We start from the raw sequence: 16,985 nt of genomic DNA, 5'->3' as shown, positions 1-16,985 counted from the left end.
CACCTCACGCCGCGCGGCTGGTTTTCAGGCCTTGGCCTGCGGCCCAACTTGCGACGTCTTCGCGCTTGATCGCCGCGGCCATCAGGCCCGGAAACGCATCGGGCGTGCAGGCGAACGACGGCACGCCAAGTGCCGCCAACTTGGAGGCCAGGTCGCGGTCGTAGGCGGGTGCGCCCTCGTCGCTCAGCGCGAGCAGCGCAATGAACTGCACGCCGGCCTCGACCAGCTCGTTGGCGCGGCGCAGCAGGTTGTCTTCCACGCCGCCTTCGTACAGGTCGGAGATCAGGATGAGGATGGTGTTCCGTGGCTCGCGCACCAGGCTCTGGCAGTAGCCGACCGCGCCGTTGATGTCGGTGCCGCCGCCCAGCTGCACGCCGAACAGCAGGTCCACCGGGTCCTGCAGCTGCTCGGTCATGTCGACCACGGCGGTGTCGAACACCACGAGCTTGGTCGCCACCGCGGGCAGGCTCGCCATCACCGCGCCGAAGATGCTCGAGTAGACGACCGAGGCGGCCATCGAGCCGCTCTGGTCGATGCACAAAATCACCTCGCGCTGCGGCTGGCGCGCCTTGCGCCCGTAGCCGACCAGCGTCTGCGGCACCACGGTGCGGTATTCGGGCTGCCAGTGGCGCAGGTTGGCGCGGATGGTGCGGTTCCAGTCGATCTCCGAATGGCGCGGCCGGCGATTGCGCTGGCTGCGGTTGAGCGCGCCGCTCACGGCGCTGCGCATCGGCTCCTCGAGCTTCTTCATGAGCTCATCGACCACCTTGCGCACCACGGCGCGCGCGGTGTCCTTGGTGCCGGCGGGAATCACGCTGGAGAGCGCCACGAGATTGGCGACCAGGTGCACGTCGGGCTGCGCGTTCTCCAGCATCTCGGGCTGCAGCAGCATCTGGCGCAGGTTCAGGCGCTCCATCGCGTCGCGCTGCATCACCTGCACCACCTGGCTCGGAAAGTACTTGCGGATGTCGCCGAGCCAGCGCGCCACGCTGGGCGCGGAATCGCCCCGGCCGCCGCGCTGGCCGCCCTGGCCGAGGCCGCGCCGGCCGTCGGCTTCGTAGAGCGCGGCGAGCGCTTGGTCGATCTCGCGCACGCGGCCTTCGACGGCGCCGCAGCTGGCGTTGGCTTCGCTGCCGAGCACGAGGCGCCAGCGCTGCAGACGGTCGGTGGGCGGCAGTGTCTTGTCTTCGGCGGGGTCTTGAAGATTCGCGCTCATTGAGTCGCCTCTGTGCTCGTGTTGCTCCCTCTCCCCTTAGGGAGAGGGCGGGGGTGAGGGCCAGCGACGACAGCGAAGGCGGTGCAGATGCGAAGGCCCATGCCCTCACCCCAACCCTCTCCCCAGGGGGAGAGGGAGCAAGAGCGAACGTTCATGCTTTCACTCCCAGCAGTTCCCGCAGCAGCGGCAGCGCGAGCACCGCGCGTGTTTCGTCCCAGTCGGTGGCGGCGACGGCGGCCGGCAAGGTGCCGCCGACCGCGCCGCGTTTTGCACGCTCGCCAAGCGCGCGCCGGTCCGAACCTGAAAAGTCCGCGAAGCTGCGGCGCACCAGCGGCAGCACCTGCACGAAGTGCTCTTCGCCGAGCCCCGAGAGCCAGCGGTCGACCAGCGACCAGACGGCCTCGTCGTGCAGCAGCACCATCGCGTTGCGGTTGAGAAAACCTTCGAGCCACGCGGCGGCCTCGGTCGGCGGTGCGCCGGCCGAGAGGTTGCGGCCGAGCTGCTGCGCGGCGGTGTCGCCTTCGAGCTGCGCATCGTCCAGCAGCAGCCGGCAGCTCACGCCACGCAGCAACGGCGCGCCGGTCTCGCCGAAGGCGATGGAACGCAGCGCGGCACGCCAGGCGGCGGTGGTTTCTTCGCCATCGCGCAGGCGCACCGCGTCGTGCGTGGCGATGAGCCGGGTGCGCAGCGCCTCGGCGGCTTCGGCATCGAGCGCGCCGCAGGCGATCGGCAGGCCGATGGCGCCGCGCACGATCAGGCTGTCGAGCACGTGGGAGAGCAGCGCGCTGTCGGTCTGGCGCACGCTGCCGTAGCGGAACACGTTGGCCAGCGGCGGCACCGCGCCGATGAGCTGCACCGCGTCGCCGGTGAGCGCAGCGCGGTCTTCTAGCGCGCGGGTCACGGCCTGCACGGCGACCGGCAGGTCGGCCAGCAGCACGATGTCGACCTGCTCGGCGAGCGCGGTGAGCGAGGTTTCCGTCGCCAGTTCTTCCATCACGCGCGCGCTCGCGGCATGCGCCACGGTCGCGCCGAAACGGCTGGCTTCGATGATGCGCAGCGCGAACTCGGGCTGCCATTGCAGTTGCCACACCTCGTGAAAAGTGCCGCGGCTCGCGCGCTGGCCCGCGGTGATTTCGCCCCACGGCAGGTCGAGCAGCCGCAGGCGGTGCAGCAGGTGGCTGCGCGCGAGGTCGTTGGGCTGGCGCAGGTCGAGGTCGAGCGTCTTCGCGGTCGCCTCGGGCTTCAGGCGCAGGCTCTTTTGCGCCTGCTCGATGTCGCGCTGCAGCGGCACGGTCGGCACTTCGGCGGGCACCTGGCCCATGCGGTCGCCGACGGTGAGCCGCTGGTGGATCAGCGTGAGCGGTGCCTGCTCGCCCATGCAGATCACGCTGCGCACGGCCTCGTCGAGTTCGGGCAGACCGGGCGCGGGGCGCTCGCGCAGCGCGGCCAGTGTTTCGGCCAGGCGCGTGGCTTCGATCAGATGGGCGGAGGAGCAATCGAGGTCGTGTTCCCGCAGCAGCCGCGCCACGCGCGCGAGCCAGCCGGTCGTGCGGCCCGCGACCTGCTGGCCCTGTTGCCACAGGTGTTCGTACCAGCCGGGCGAATCGATGCCCGCGCCGTAGCCGCTCGCGCTCGTGAGGTGCCGATAGGTCCACGGCACCCAGGTCGCGAGCACCTTGAGCTTGGGCAGGCCCTTGAGCAATGCCGCATCGGCCTTGGCGGTGACCGCGCCCTGCAGCGCCGGCACATGCCACGCGCCGCAGACGACGGCGATGCGCTGGTGGCCGGCCTTGACGGCTTCGCGGATCGATTGCCGCATGAAGGCCTCGCGCAGCTGCTCCCGTTCCATCGCACGCTGTCCGCGGCGGTCTTCGGGGGTTTCGGCGCGCACAGCGGTCATCGCTTCGGCGATGGCGCCGAACAGGTCCTCCCCGTCGCCGCGCTCCTCGACCATGTGGTTCCACCAGCTCTCGCCGTCGGCATAGCCGGCGGCGTGGGCGAGCCAGTCGAAGGGGTCGTCGGGCAGTGCGTTGGCTGTCTGTTCTTGTTCAGGTCCTTGGACCGTTTCGGTGACCGGCACCTCGTCGGTCTCGTCATCGTCGAGCGCCGTTTCGGCAGGCGCTTCAGCCTTGGCCTCGTCGGCCGCGCGCGCCGCCTGTTCGATGGCCATGCGGTGCGCCTGCGGCAGATCGATGAAGCGCGTGGGCAGTGCGTGCTTCATGCCCCACTGCAGCGCCTGCCACTCGGGCGAGAACTCGGCGAGGGGATAGAAGGCGGCCAGGCGCGTGTCGTCATTCGCATGCACCAGCATCGCGACCGGCGGGCGCAGGTCGGCATGCGCCATGAAGGAGAGCAGGCCCTCGGCCTCGGGCGGACCCTCGACCAGGATGCAGTCGGGCTGCAGCGACTCGAAGGCGCGCAGCAGGCTGCGCGCGCAGCCGGGGCCGTGATGGCGGATGCCGAAGTAGTGCAGCGGTGAAGCCATGTGCTGTCGCAGGGGTGGCGCGGGGCTCAGAGCTGTTCGCGGCAGGCGCGGTACAGGTCCTTCCAGTCGGTGCGCTCCTTCACCACGGTCTCCAGGTATTCCTTCCACACCACGTGGTCCTGCACCGGGTCCTTGATGACGGCACCGATGAGACCCGAGGCCACATCAGCCGAGCGCAGCACGCCGTCGCCGAAATGGCCGGCCAGCGCCATGCCGCTGTTGATGACGGAGATGGCCTCGGCCGTTGAGAGCGTGGAGCTGGGCGACTTGATGCGCGTCTTGCCGTCTTCGGTCTGCCCATTGCGCAGCTCGCGAAAGATCTGCACCACGCGGCGCACTTCCTGCAGCGCGGGCGGCTCGGCCGGCAGCGCGAGCGCGCGGCCCAGCTCGGACACGCGCTTGACCACGATCTGCACTTCCTCGGCCTCGCTCGCGGGCACCGGCAGCACCACCGTGTTGAAGCGGCGCTTGAGCGCGCTGGAGAGTTCGTTCACACCCTTGTCGCGGTTGTTCGCGGTGGCGATCACCGAGAAGCCGCGCACGGCCTGCACCTCGCTGCCGAGCTCGGGAATGGGCAGCGTCTTTTCCGAAAGGACGGTGATCAGCGTGTCCTGCACGTCCGCCGGGATGCGGGTGAGTTCTTCGACTCGCGCGATCTTGCCGAGGCGCATCGCGTGCACCAGCGGGCTTGGCACCAGCGCCTTCTCCGACGGGCCATGGGCCAGCAACTCGGCGTAGTTCCAGCCATAGCGAAGTTGCTCTTCGCTGGTGCCGGCGGTGCCCTGGATCAGCATGGTCGAGTCGCCGCTCACGGCCGCGGCCAAGTGCTCCGACACCCACGACTTGGCGGTGCCCGGCACGCCGTAGAGCAGCAGCGCGCGGTCGGTGGCGAGCGTGGAAACCGCGATCTCCATCAGGCGCGAATTGCCGATGTACTTGGGGCTGACCTCGAAGCCGTTGGCCAGCTTGCCGCCCATCAGGTAGGTGAGCACCGCCCAGGGCGAGAGTTTCCAGTTGCCCGGGCGCTGGCGGTCGTCGACCTTCTGGAGCGCATCGAGTTCTTCGGCGAATTGATGTTCGGCATGCTGGCGCAGGACATTGCTCATGGACGGCCTTGAGAAGAAGAAGAAGAAGAAGTGGACGAAAGACGAAGGGTCGAAAACAGCTGGCGCGCACGCACGATGCGCGCGGCGTCGCTCAATGCGCTCGCGAGGCCGGGGCTTTCCTCTGCGGCGCGCGGCAGGTCGGCCAAAAGGTGCAGCGCATCGGCATGCAGCAGCGCGGCCGCGTTGCCGAGCACCTGGCGCAGCACGTAGTCGTTGACGAGATCGCCGCGCTCGACGCGAGCGCGCAGCGCGGCCGCAAGCTGGAGCGAGAGTTCGGCCGATGGCGTTTCGCCGGGTGCACAGGCCTGGTCGGCGAAGGCGATCACGTTCTGCACGCCGCTGCCCGCCAGGCCGAGTTCGATCAACCAGTGGCGCTCGCGCCGTTCGCGGGGCAGCAGCGCCAGCAACTGGCCGACCCAGGCGCGCTGGCTGTATTGGGTGTGGTGGTGGTCGAGCATCGCGTCGCCCCAGTCGACATCGGACACGGCGAGGATGGCCTCATTCCAGCCGCGGAACAGGGCGTCTTTCCAGTCGCTTTTCTCGGCCCAGCCGAGCAGCGCGGCAGGCGTCATGCCGGTGTGCGTGGTCCACCATGACAACGGCGCTTGCCGCACGAGCTGGTAGAGCCACCAGGCGCGCTCGCCGAGGTTGTCGTGGGTGGGGCGCACGGGATCGATGGCGTCGTCCTTCCAGCGCGGGTCGACGGCCTCGGGGGTGTTCATCTGCCACGCACCGCCCACCTGCGACAGCAGCGGCGCGAGGAAGGCTTCGATGCGCTGCGCATGGGCGCTGGCGGGCAGGCGCTGCAGCAGCTCGACCGCAGCCTGGCGCACGTCGCGCGCACGGTCCTTGAGCTGGGCGTCGATCAGGGCTTCGTCGTCGGGGCCGATGTTCTCGGCCAGCGCGCCGAGCAGCGCGGCGCGTTCCTTGGCGGGGAGTTGCGGCAGCTCCGCGGCGAGGCGATCGCGCGCGGCGGTGGGGTCGCTGCGACGTTGTTCGACGAGCACCGCGCGGCGTTGCTCGAGGCTGCCTTCGTCCCATCGCGTCTGCGCATCGGCCTGCTCGCTGGCGCCGACGGCGTAGCGCCAGTCGTCATTGCGCGCGGCGAGCCAGAGGCCGCGCTCGCCGAGCGCGGGGATCACGCCGGGCCGCAGATCGATGGCGCGGCGGCCGGCGTCGAGCGCGGTGGGCAGAAGGTTGTGGGGCAGGCGCAGGCCCGCGGCGGTCACCGCGGCGAGGCCTTCGTGCTGCAAGCGCAGCGGGCCATTCGCAAGCGCATCGGCGATGGCGGCTTGCAGCGCGGGTTCGTTCAGCACGGGGCGCTCGTCCGCAGCGGCAACCGGTGCATCGGAAGGCGAGAGGCCTGGCGCCACGAAGCCGGCGCGGCGGCCGATGGCGACTGCGCCCGCGACGCGCAGAAGCTGGCCTTGCGCGTCACCGGCCTGAATCGCTTGCAGCAATCCACCGAATTCGCCCGCCATGCCTTCGGCCGCCGGCACGGGTTGGCGGCCTGTGCCGACCAGTGCGCTCTGCAGCAGCGTGTTCCAGTGACTCATTCGATGACCTCCGCGCTTCGCGCTGCGGTATTCGCCTTGGGAGCGGCCCGGCGGCTCATGTACGCACTCCAGCCAAGGTCCAGACCGGCGCGCTTCCGACAGCAGCGTTCGAAGCCCAAGCGGTGAGCGGCGCGAACTGCTCGCCGTCCCATTCGCCGAAAACGCGCAGCGGCGCGCCGCCCGAGTGCGCGAGCAACTGCCAGGCCTCCTGCGTCGCCAGTTGCATCGGCAAGGCCTGCGGCGCGGCATCGAGGCGCAGCCACCATTGGTCGCCATGACGTGCGGGGATTGCTTCGGCCCACACCATCGGCAGCAGCGGCTGCCACGGATTGGCGGCAATCTGTTGCGCCATGCGTTGCCATTCGTCGGGCGTATCGGTTGCGGGTGCCGTCGATGCAGGCGCATCCGTCAGCAGCTCGGCCACCAGCGCGCGCTGCGACGCGTGGCCCGGGTAGAAGCACAGCACTGCGGCACGCTCGCTGCCGCTGATCCAGCCGGTTTCGAAACCACGACCGCCATGCGAGTAGTCGAGCAGCAGCGCACGCCGCCCGCTCGTGCGGCCCTGCAGCCACACATGGCGCTCGACCAGCTTCGCGTCGCGCTCGTCGGTGCACTGGCCTAGCACGAGCCAGTGATCGCTGATGCGTTCGCCGTCCGCGAGCAGGCCCTCGCGGTCCTGCGGCCAGCCGAGCGCGATGCGCAGGTCGGCCAGCGTGGCGGGCGAAAGCGTGTCGCGGCGCGGCACCGCGTCGACGATCAGTTGAAGACGGCCCAGCCGGTCGAGCAGCCGTGCCGGCCAGCCTTCGCCGGCGCCGATGAGCTCGGCCGCCTGCGTGATGCGCTGGCCCAGGCCGGGCGCCTGCGCATCGACCATGCGCGCGGCCATCGAGCCCCAGGCCTGCTGTTGCTCGCTGCCGAGCGAGGCCAGGCCCCGCTGCGTCTGGTCGTCGAGCCAGCGCGCGAGCTCCTGCGCGCCGGTTTCGATGCGCTTCCAGCGCTGCGCGTCGCGCTTGGCGGCCGCCGCAGGGTCGGGAGCGGCCGCGGGTTCGGCGGCACGCGCTTCTTTCTTCTCGGCCTTGTCGCGGCGCGAGGCGATCCACTCGGCCACCCACGGCGGCGGCGCGGCGGCGGTGAAGCTGGCGTCGCTCTGCGCGCGCAGCAGCATCAGCGCGAGGCCATGCTTGCAGGGGAATTTGCGGCTCGGGCACGAGCAGCGGAACACCGGGCCGGTGAGATCGACCTGCGTCTGGTACGGCTTGCTGCCGCTGCCCTGGCATTCGCCCCAGACGGCCTCGTCGGAATACCCGAGCGTGGGCCATTTGGCCGGTGCGAGGAGGCCCTTGGCGGCCTTGGCCGACGCATCGTCGGGCGCGAGCGCCAGGACGGCTTCTGTGCTGAGAGTCATCGGGGCACCCTCGCGCCGGTCCGCGGCGCGGATGAATGGAAGGACGCGACCATCAGGGCGCGACGGGATTGCCCGGCGTGCCGAGGCTGCCGGCCGGAACGGCGGCAGGGGCCGGTGTGCTGTAGGAAACGCGCACCGCAGGCGCTTGCTGCTGCGGCGCGGAGGCGGCGACCGGCCGGGTCACGCCGCCCTTGGTGACCGTGACCGGCGCGGCCGGCGGAATCATCGCCACGGGCGCCACGCCGGTGACGCCGGACGTGCCGGAAATCGGCACCGTGGCGCCCACCGCCGCCGTGGTGACCGGCGCGGCACCGCCCGCGGGCGCGTACCCGGCCTTCCCCGCATTGGGATCGTGCAGCACCACGCTCTTGCCCACGCCGACGCCGACGCCGGCGCCGATCGGCCCGATGCCGACGCCGACACCCACGCCCGCATTGCCAGCCACCACGCCGGTGTTGTTGACCGACACACCCGCGCCGAGCGGGCCCCAGCCGGTGTTGAGCCCGACGGAGAAATTGCCGTCCTTGCTGGCGCCGAGCCCCAGAGAGAGCCCGGGCACCAGCGGAATACCGATGTGATAGTGCGAACAGCCGCTCACCAGGAGCATCGTCAGCAGCGCCGCCGGAACGACGACTGCTGCACGAAGGGTGCGCGGCCAGGCCGTCACACCAGGAGCGCGTTGACGCGCCTCACGTAGGCGGCGGGGTCGGCCGGCAGGCCCCCTTCGGCGAGCAGCGCCTGGTCGAAGAGGATGTTGGCGAGGTCGTCGAAGTGCTCGGAGCTCTCGAGCTTCTTCACGAGCGCGTGCTCGGCGTTGACTTCGAGCACCGGCTTCAGGTCGGGCGCGGGCTGGCCGGCTTGCTTCAACATGCGCGCGAGCTGCGTGCTCATGCCGCCGTCCTGCACCACGAGGCAGGCGGGCGAATCGACCAGGCGGGTGGTCACGCGCACGTCGTCGGCCTTGTCCTTGAGGGCTTCCTTCAGGCGCTCGAGCAGCGGCTTGAAGGATTCGGCGGCTTCCTCGGCGGCCTTCTTCTCGGCCTCGTCCTGCAGCTTGCCCAGGTCGACCGCGCCCTTGGCCACGCTCTGCAGCGGCGTGCCGTCGAACTCGGTGAGGTAGTTGAGCGACCACTCGTCCACGCGGTCGGTCATGAGCAGCACTTCGATGCCCTTCTTCTTGAAGACCTCGAGCTGCGGGCTGTTCTTGGCACCGGCCAGGGTGTCGGCCGTGATGTAGTAGATCGCGTCCTGGCCGTCCTTCATGCGCGCCTTGTAGTCGGCCAGGCTCACGGTCACGGCGTCGGTGGTGCTCGAGGCGAAGCGCAGCAGCTTGGCGATGCGGTCGCGGTTGCCCATGTCCTCGCCCAGGCCCTCCTTGAGTACCGCGCCGAACTCGGCGTAGAACTTCGCGTACTTGCCGGATTCGTCGGCGGCTGCCGCAGCAGCTTCTGCGGCGGTGGGCGCGTTCTTGTCGACCACATCGGTCACCGATTCGGTCGGCTCGGGTGCGGGCACCGATTCGCCCGAACCCACGTCGATCTTGCCCTCGCCGCTCTCGGGCGCGGTCTTCTGCTTCTTCGCCAGGTCTTCCAGCATGGAGAGCACGCGCTTGGTGCTGCCCTCGCGGATGGCCTTGACGTCGCGGCTTTCCTGCAGCAGCTCGCGGCTCACGTTCAGCGGCAGGTCGGCCGAGTCGATCACGCCCTTCACGAAGCGCAGGTAGCTGGGCAGCAGCGCCTCGGCGTCGTCCATGATGAAGACGCGCTTGACGTAGAGCTTCACGCCCGCGCCCTTGTCGCGGTTCCACAGGTCGAACGGCGCCTTGGCGGGGATGTAGAGCAGCTGCGTGTACTCGGTGCTGCCTTCCACGCGGTTGTGGCTCCAGGCGAGCGGCGCCTCGTAGTCGTGGCTGATGCTCTTGTAGAACTCCTCGTACTGCTCGGGCGTGATGTCCTTCTTGGGACGGCTCCAAAGGGCGTTGGCCTTGTTGACCGTTTCCCACTCGCCGGTCTTCACCATGTCGCCGGGCTGGTCGTTCTCGCCTTCCTTCCACTCTTCCTTCTCCATGAGGATCGGGAGCGAGATGTGGTCGGAGTACTTGCCGACGATCTGCTTCAGCTTCCAGGCGTTGAGGTACTCGTCGGCATCGTCGCGCAGGTGCAGCGTGATGCTGGTGCCGCGCTCGGCACGCGTGATGTCGGCCACCTCGAAGTCGCCGGCGCCGCCGCTGACCCAGCGCACGCCCTGGTCGGCCGGCAAACCGGCGCGGCGCGATTCGACGCTGATCTTGTCGGCCACGATGAAGCCCGAATAGAAGCCCACGCCGAACTGGCCGATGAGCTGGGCGTCGGCCTTCTGGTCGCCGCTCAGCTTGCTCATGAAGTCCTTGGTGCCGCTCTTGGCGATCGTGCCGAGGTTGTCGATGGCCTCCTGGCGCGACAGGCCGATGCCCTTGTCGGTGATGGTGAGGGTGTGCGCGGCCTTGTCGAAGGTCAGGCGCACGTCGAGGTCGGGCTGGTCCTCGTAGAACTCGGGGTGGTCGAGCGCCTCGAAACGCAGCTTGTCGCACGCGTCGGACGCGTTCGAGATCAGCTCGCGCAGGAAGATTTCCTTGTTGGAGTAGAGCGCATGCGTGACGAGGTGCAGCAGTTGCGCGACTTCGGCCTGGAAGGGGAGTTTGGTATTGGAGGAGTCAGCCATGAGGGAGAAATGTCGAGATCGAAAAAATTCTAAGTCGGCGCGGTGACCGAAAGACGGCGCAGCGCGAACTTCTTCAACTGAGGCGCGGTGTTCCAAAAACAACGATTGGGTTCGTAAACGGGGCAGCTTTTCACATTCGGACCGGAACAATTTGGCATCGAGTACCAGAATTAATACTTTCAGTTGATACAAGTTACTTTAATTAACAGTTGTGAACTACTCTCCGCACCCTGTGATTGCAACCGGGGCCGCACTGCCCAAAGGAACGGAGATGTTGTTTGATGACGAGCGTGGCACTGTCGATTGCCGCCGGCCCGGCCGGAATGCCGTGGCGCCTCGTCGTCGCGCGGCTGGGCGTCGGCTGCCTTGCGGCGCTCTCCTGCCTCTCGCAAGCGCTGGCGCAGACCGGCTCGGGGAAGGCAACAGCCGTGCAACCCACAGCGGCTGATGCCCGCATCCAGTCGATGGACCGCGCCCAGGCCGAGCAGGCGCGCCTGAAGGCGCTCATCGAGGCCGCCCCCAAGGCCTACCAGGACAACTTCATGAGCGCGCCGGAAGCCGGCGCCGCATCCGCCGACGACGCCGCCCAAGAGGCAGAACAGCCGCAGGGCTTTCGCGCCTGGCTGGTCGAGAGCCGCATCGGTTTTGGCGATTCGAAGACCTCCGGCTACGGCCGGCAGCGCGCGACCGAGTTCGGCCAGCGCCTCGAATACCGCCGCGAGACGCTCAACTACGGGGAGTTCGTGCTGCAGGCCGACGGCCGCCACCTGAGCGGAAACAGCCTGGCCAGCGGCAGCAGCATCGGATCGCTCGGCTACGCGCGGGACGCGAGCAGCGGCCGCATCACGCTGCGCAACCTCGGCTTTCCGATCACCACGGAGACTTTCGCCGACAGCGCGGTGGGCGACATCTACAGCGAGCTGACCGAAGGGCTCGGCCGCAACTACCGCCTTTCGCTCGGCAGCACCACGGTGCGCGGCGCATCGACGCGCATCTTCAACAACAGCACCGACCTGCGCGCCGGCTTCGGCGAACGTGGCGCCCTGACCGGCGGCCCGTATCCCGGCTTCGAGAAGAACCAGGGCACGCTCGGCTGGCTCGGCCTCACGCAGCGCCTGGGCGACAAGTGGTTCGCCGCCGCGCAGGTGGACCAGGCGCGCGACATCCCCGCGTATTACATCGACCCGCTCACCGCCCAGGGCTTCGGATCGAAGAGCGTCATGAGCTGGGCCACGTCGCTGGGCTACGGCCGCGAGGTGACGCAGAGCGGCGACTTCAAGGTCCGCGCCACGCTGCTGGGCAGCCGCATCAGTTCGCAGACGCCGGGCGTGGCCACCGGCGATTCGCAGGGGCTCTTCGTCGAGGCAAGCGCGCGCACCGGCCTCTATCGCCACGAATTCGGCGCCTACACGGCAAAGCCGAACCTCTACTTCGGCGACTACGCCGTGGCCACCGGCACGCGCGGCGCCTACTGGCGCGTGGACCGCAACACGAACCGCATGAGCTGGGGCGGCGGGCTCGACTACGAGCGCGCGCAGCCCGACGCCAACTTCAATCTCTCGGGCTACAGCCGCACCGGCGGGAACGGCAATTTCCAGTACCTGTTCGACCGCAACACATCGGCCGGCGGCAGCGTGAGCGTCTACCAGACGCGCTATGAAAAGGCCCAGCAAGCATCGGCCAGCAGCAACAGCAGTGCCGACTCGCGCAGCCTCTACGGCAACGCCTTCTATCAAACGCGTTTCTTCGATCTGCCGCGCAGCCGCCTGAGCCTCACGGTGCGGCGCAACGAACTGATCGTGCTCGGCGACCAGGCCGCCACCGGCCAGGAACTGCAGTGGGAGCAGGACTGGATCGGCGGCCGCTACGAGAACATGCGCCCCGAGCTCACCACCACCCTGGGCTACGCGCACGACAAGAGCGGCGGCGTGGCGCGCGACTACCCCACGGCGGGCGTGCAGTTCCGCTATTGGCTGGACAGCGGCTTCAACATCGCCGGCAACCTGCGCTACACCTCGCAAAGCGGCGGCCTGTACACCAGCCGTGGCCTCTCGGGCTCGCTCACGGCCGAGAAGGAACTCGCCAAGGGCTGGCGCGTCGGCTTCGCGGCCAACTTCAACCAGGCGCGTGCCGCCGTGGTGCCCACGTCGATCTCGGGCCCGCAGCTCTATCGCAGCAACGACAAGACCGCCTATATCTACCTGCGCTGGGAGGGCAGCGCGGGCGCCGCCTTCCAGACCGCCGGCATGCGCAGCAACGGAGCGGGTGGCGGCAGCGTGGCCGGGCGCGTGTTCTTCGACGCCAACCGCGACGGCGCGCAGCAGTCCGGCGAAGGCGGCGTCGCCAACGTCGAGGTGCAGCTGGACGGCCGCTACCGCACCACGACCGACCGCGACGGCCGTTTCGAATTCCCGTTGGTGACGACCGGTCGCCATCAACTGACGCTCACCCTCGACAGCGTGCCGCTCCCCTGGGGTGCGGCTGGCGACAGCGGCGTGAGCGTCAATGTTCCCTTGCGTGGCCAGGCCACCGCCGAGATCCCCGTGGTCAAGGTGGGCGAATGAGCGACGTGTCTTCCCGGTCTTTCTTTGTGTGTCTCCTTTCATCTTTCTCAACCAAGGCAATTTCATGATCCGCAGTTCCATCGCCCATCGCATGCTCGCCATTTCCGTGGCAGCCCTCTCCCTCTTCGCCGGCGGCGCCGCCATGGCCGAAAGCCAGTACGGCTCGGGCACCGGCACCATCACGGCGCAGGCCAAGGTCAACCTGAGTGTGGTCGTGCCCAAGCTCATCCTGCTGCGCGTGGGCGGGACCAACACCACGCAAGACACGATAGCCTGGACCTCGACACTGAGCATCCCCGGCGTTCCCACGGCGCCCCTGGCCACGGCAGCCAACACCTTCGTGGACTGGAGTGGCGCAGCCCCGACCGTGACCACCGCCACGACGGCCGCCGCACTCACCGTGTACGCCTGGACCAATGCCGGCACGGGCACCATCAACTGCGCCATGGGTGCATGGAACATCCTCACCGGCGGTCCGGCCAATGCCGACTTCACCGTGGCGACCACCGGCACGCTGCCCCATCCGGGCGCGAACCTGGGCGCCTGCGCCTCGACCGCATTCACCTCCAACGTGGTGGCCACGGGCACCTGGACGTACGCTCTGAGCGGCACGCCGGCCAACTGGCGCGCCAACACGTACACCAACACCATCACCTACACCGCACAGGGCATCTGATGCATTTGCGAGCAGCGCACGTCGACGGACCCGGCCGCAAGGCACGGGGCCGGTGGCGCGGCCTGCTCGCAGCCGTGGTGCTGGCGGCGGGTGCCGCCATGCCCGCGGGCGCGGTCATCACGACGGTGTCGGACAACGGTGGCGTCTACGCCATTTCGCTGCGGGTCGGCTCCCTCAGCGGCGTCGACACCGTGGCCTTCAGCGTGACCGGCAACAACGCGGGCCTCACGCCCACGGCGGTGACGGGCTCGCAAACCATCGACGTCTCGGTCACACCGATCCGTCCGACGACTTCTTCGGCCACGGCACGGCCGGTGACGCTCAAGGTCGACTCGCTGGCGGGCCTGCCCTGCCAGTCGGGCAGTTGCACCGGCACCACCATTCCCTTCAGCCAGATCACCTGGGTCGCCAGCAACAACGGCAACGCCGCCTCGGGCGACATCCAGAGCGGCCGCTTCAACGACACCAACAACCAGCAGATCGCGAGCTTCAACGCCAACGCAACCTTCTGCTCGTTCTGGCTCATCTTCTGCCTGGGCTACACCTACCAGTCGAACGCGATGAACGCGACGCGACTGCAGTTCAGCTACGACAACGACGTCGTCTACCCGGCCGGCAACTACAAGGGCACCGTGCGCTTCACGGCGTCCATGGAGTGAGGCGCGCATGCACGCCGTCCTGAGAACCGCCGCATGCGCCGGCCTCCTGCTGTGCCTGGCGCTTCCGGCCAGCGCGCTGGTCGCACGGCTGGACGACTCCACCTCGCCGCGCGCCCAGGTCAACAGCGACTTCCGCAACGCGCAGCCCATCGACGGCACCAGCTTCAACCTGCCGTTCGGGCGCATCGAATACCGGCTCGCGACCGTGCCCTACATCGGCCGGCGCGCGCGCATCTTCTACGTGATTCCCGCGGGCATCCCGGGCCTGCGCTCTCCGTCGGGGCTGCAGGTGCAATGGCGCGGCAACGGCGCCTTCGCGAGCGGCACCGCCCGCCCGGGCGAGCGCGTGCCGGTCTGGAGCGGCACCGTTGCCACGGCGTGGATGAACGAGACCTTCGACCTGACACTGCGCATCGATCCGCGCGAACTCCGCCTGCCATCGGGCGCCTCCCTGAGCTTCGAATCGATCTTCGAAATCGAGACCCTGCCATGAACAAGCTTCTTCTTCACACCCGCGCGCTGCCGCAATGGCTGCGCGCCTCCTCGTTCTTTTTGCTGCTGGCATGCGCCGGCGCCGTGGCGGCCGCGCCGTTCGAGATCGCCGTTTCCCCTTCGCGCTTCGAGGTGTCCGGCAAGAGCGGCGTGCGCCTGGGCCAGTCGCTGGACATCCACAACCTCGCGCCGGCCCCCACCGAGGTGTCGGTGCGCACCATCGACTGGAGCTACTCGGCCGACGGCAACATCACCTACCACGACGACCTGCAGCCCGGCAGTTGCCGGCCCTGGGTCGCGCTCGAGCGGCGCAGCGTGACGGTGCCCGCGCGCGGCAAGAAATCGTTCCGCTTCCAGATCGATCCGCCGGCGGGTTCGCCGCGCGGCGAGTGCCGCTTCATGATCGCCATCGAGGGCACCGAGCCCGCGCAGCAGACCATCATCCAGGGCGGGGGCGCGAGCCTGAGCCTGCCGGTGACCGGGCGCATCGCGGTGGCCGTGTACCTCATGCTCGACGGCGCCGAGCCCAAGCTCGAGATGAAGCAGATCGCCAGCAGCGAGGTCGGCGGCAAACGCCGCACCATCGTGACCGTGACCAACACCGGCGACGCACACGGCCGCCTCGAAGGCAGCCTGGACGCGACAGACAGCAAGGGCCGCGCCTTCGAGCTGGTGCCCGAGGGCACGCCGATCCTGCCGGGCCAGACCCGCACGCTGGCGCTGGTGCCCAAGGCCGAGAACGGCCAGCCCGCGCCGGAGCCCGTCTATCCCGTGAAGACCAGCGGCACGCTGGACTGGGACAAGGGCAGCTTCAAGGTGGACGCGGAGCTCAAGTGACGCTGCGCGCGGACATACGACGCACCCGCCCCACCCGCGCTGCCGTTCGCGGCGTGGCGGCGCTCGCCTGCGCGGCGGGCATCGCCGCGACGATGCCCGCCGCAGAGGCCGACTCCAGCACGTCGGCCACCAGCACCAATGTTCCGCGCAGCACTTCGGCCAACCTGGACTTCACCATCGCCATCCAGAAGTTCATCTTCTTTCGCATCGGCGACGGCAACTTCCCCACGCCCGGCGGCACGACCAGCACCGTGGGCTTCACGCTCACACCCTCGATTCCGGGCGTTCCCACCACGCCGGCCGCCGGCAACAACACGGCGGTGAACTGGAGCGGCGCGGCGCCGGGCTTCACGGTCACGCCCAACGGCAACGTGCTGCCCGTGGAGGTGCGCAGCAATGCCGGGCAGGTCATCCTGCGCGCCACCGCGACGGCGCCGCTCGCCAATGGTGCGAACACCATTCCCCTGTCGGAAATCACCATCCTTTCCAGCGACGCCAACCTGCCTGCGCCGGCGATCCCCAATACCGGCACGGGCACCGGCGTGACCGTGATCGGCACCAGCTTCAACAACCTGGTGACGCTGCGCAACGCGAACTGGACCTTCTCGTACCTGAACTCGGCCAGCCGCACTGCCGGCACCTACACCGGCCAGGTCACGTTCACGGCCAGCACGCCCTGATCTGCAGGCGGTTGGTCAGCTTCCGCTGGGATCGGACGCCGAAGCTGCGCGCTCCACCAACCGGGAGCCCCCAATGACGATGAACCGCCACACGATGCTGCTGGCCGCAGCCTGCCTCGGCATGAGCGCCTTCGCGGCCCAGGCCCAGGTGCCCGCCGATGCGCCGGCCGGCACCACGGTGCAGTGCAAGGACGACAGCTATGCGTCGCCCGACGCCAGGTCAGGCGCCTGCAGGGGCCACAAGGGCATCAAGACGTGGTTCGGCAAGACGGCGGACGCGAAGGCCGCACCGGCAGTTGCAGCCACCACCGCGCCCGCAGCTGCCGCGACGCCCGCGGTCGAAACCCAGTCGGCCGCCGTCAGCAAGACGGGTGTCGCGCCCAGCACCGGCACCGCGACCCGCACGCCCGGCGCACCCGACCTCACCAAGATGGCCGCGGCACCCGGTGGCGGTGCCGGCAAGGTGTGGGCGAACGACGAGTCCAAGGTCTACCACTGCATGGGCGACCGCTACTACGGCAAGACGAAAAAGGGCGAATACCTGAGCGAGGCCGACGCCAAGGCCAAAGGCATGCACGCCTCGCACAACAAGGCGTGTTCATAGTTCAC

Annotated in this window: 14 protein-coding genes; 7 read left to right on the top strand and 7 right to left on the bottom strand. The window is 69.1% G+C overall.

Annotation, left to right across the window (positions count from 1 at the left end; translation table 11 throughout):
- Positions 1-4: 4 nt before the first annotated feature.
- From NU688_RS27920 to htpG, 7 genes are all read right to left on the bottom strand, one after another.
- Complete coding sequence (locus NU688_RS27920) at positions 5-1,216, bottom strand: VWA domain-containing protein (RefSeq protein ID WP_257864095.1); 1,212 nt, start codon at positions 1,214-1,216, stop codon at positions 5-7.
- Between the two features lie 151 nt (positions 1,217-1,367).
- Positions 1,368-3,701 (bottom strand): DUF5682 family protein, encoded by a 2,334-nt coding sequence (locus NU688_RS27915; protein ID WP_257864094.1) that lies wholly within the window; start codon positions 3,699-3,701, stop codon positions 1,368-1,370.
- A gap of 26 nt (positions 3,702-3,727) precedes the next feature.
- Entirely contained in the window at positions 3,728-4,807 is a 1,080-nt protein-coding gene (locus tag NU688_RS27910; protein WP_257864093.1) for an AAA family ATPase, read from the bottom strand.
- Complete coding sequence (locus NU688_RS27905) at positions 4,804-6,363, bottom strand: DUF5691 domain-containing protein (protein ID WP_257864092.1); 1,560 nt, start codon at positions 6,361-6,363, stop codon at positions 4,804-4,806. The genes NU688_RS27910 and NU688_RS27905 overlap by 4 nt, the downstream gene beginning before the upstream one ends.
- Before the next feature lie 55 nt (positions 6,364-6,418).
- Positions 6,419-7,768, bottom strand: a complete 1,350-nt coding sequence (locus NU688_RS27900; protein ID WP_257864091.1) for an SWIM zinc finger family protein — start codon at positions 7,766-7,768, stop codon at positions 6,419-6,421.
- Between the two features lie 52 nt (positions 7,769-7,820).
- Positions 7,821-8,435, bottom strand: a complete 615-nt coding sequence (locus NU688_RS27895) for a hypothetical protein (protein WP_257864090.1) — start codon at positions 8,433-8,435, stop codon at positions 7,821-7,823.
- Entirely contained in the window at positions 8,432-10,468 is a 2,037-nt protein-coding gene (htpG, locus tag NU688_RS27890) for a molecular chaperone HtpG (protein WP_257864089.1), read from the bottom strand. The genes NU688_RS27895 and htpG overlap by 4 nt, the downstream gene beginning before the upstream one ends.
- 281 nt (positions 10,469-10,749) lie before the next feature.
- Here htpG and NU688_RS27885 point away from each other — a divergent pair, with 281 nt between their 5' ends.
- The 7 genes from NU688_RS27885 (at position 10,750) to NU688_RS27855 (ending at position 16,980) form a co-directional block, all read left to right on the top strand.
- Positions 10,750-13,032 carry an SdrD B-like domain-containing protein gene (locus NU688_RS27885; protein ID WP_257864088.1) on the top strand — a complete coding sequence of 761 codons (2,283 nt, stop codon included), beginning with the start codon at positions 10,750-10,752 and terminating at the stop codon, positions 13,030-13,032.
- A 64-nt stretch (positions 13,033-13,096) separates the two neighbouring features.
- Positions 13,097-13,708: a hypothetical protein gene (locus NU688_RS27880; RefSeq protein ID WP_257864087.1), complete on the top strand. Its 612-nt coding sequence runs from the start codon at positions 13,097-13,099 to the stop codon at positions 13,706-13,708.
- Entirely contained in the window at positions 13,708-14,367 is a 660-nt protein-coding gene (locus NU688_RS27875; RefSeq protein ID WP_257864086.1) for a hypothetical protein, read from the top strand. Before NU688_RS27880 ends, NU688_RS27875 begins: the two co-directional genes overlap by 1 nt.
- Before the next feature lie 7 nt (positions 14,368-14,374).
- Complete coding sequence (locus tag NU688_RS27870; RefSeq protein ID WP_257864085.1) at positions 14,375-14,860, top strand: hypothetical protein; 486 nt, start codon at positions 14,375-14,377, stop codon at positions 14,858-14,860.
- On the top strand, positions 14,857-15,696 hold the full coding sequence (locus NU688_RS27865; RefSeq protein ID WP_257864084.1) for a hypothetical protein: 840 nt from the start codon (positions 14,857-14,859) through the stop codon (positions 15,694-15,696). The genes NU688_RS27870 and NU688_RS27865 overlap by 4 nt, the downstream gene beginning before the upstream one ends.
- Complete coding sequence (locus tag NU688_RS27860; RefSeq protein ID WP_257864083.1) at positions 15,693-16,376, top strand: hypothetical protein; 684 nt, start codon at positions 15,693-15,695, stop codon at positions 16,374-16,376. The genes NU688_RS27865 and NU688_RS27860 overlap by 4 nt, the downstream gene beginning before the upstream one ends.
- Before the next feature lie 79 nt (positions 16,377-16,455).
- Positions 16,456-16,980, top strand: coding sequence for a hypothetical protein (locus tag NU688_RS27855; RefSeq protein WP_257864264.1), 525 nt, complete (start codon positions 16,456-16,458; stop codon positions 16,978-16,980).
- The last annotated feature ends 5 nt before the right edge of the window (positions 16,981-16,985 follow it).

This window comes from Variovorax sp. ZS18.2.2 (genome assembly GCF_024701975.1).
GTDB lineage: Bacteria > Pseudomonadota > Gammaproteobacteria > Burkholderiales > Burkholderiaceae_C > Variovorax.
The sequence above is the reverse complement of the archived record's forward strand: the minus strand, read 5'-3'. Positions and strand labels throughout refer to the sequence as shown.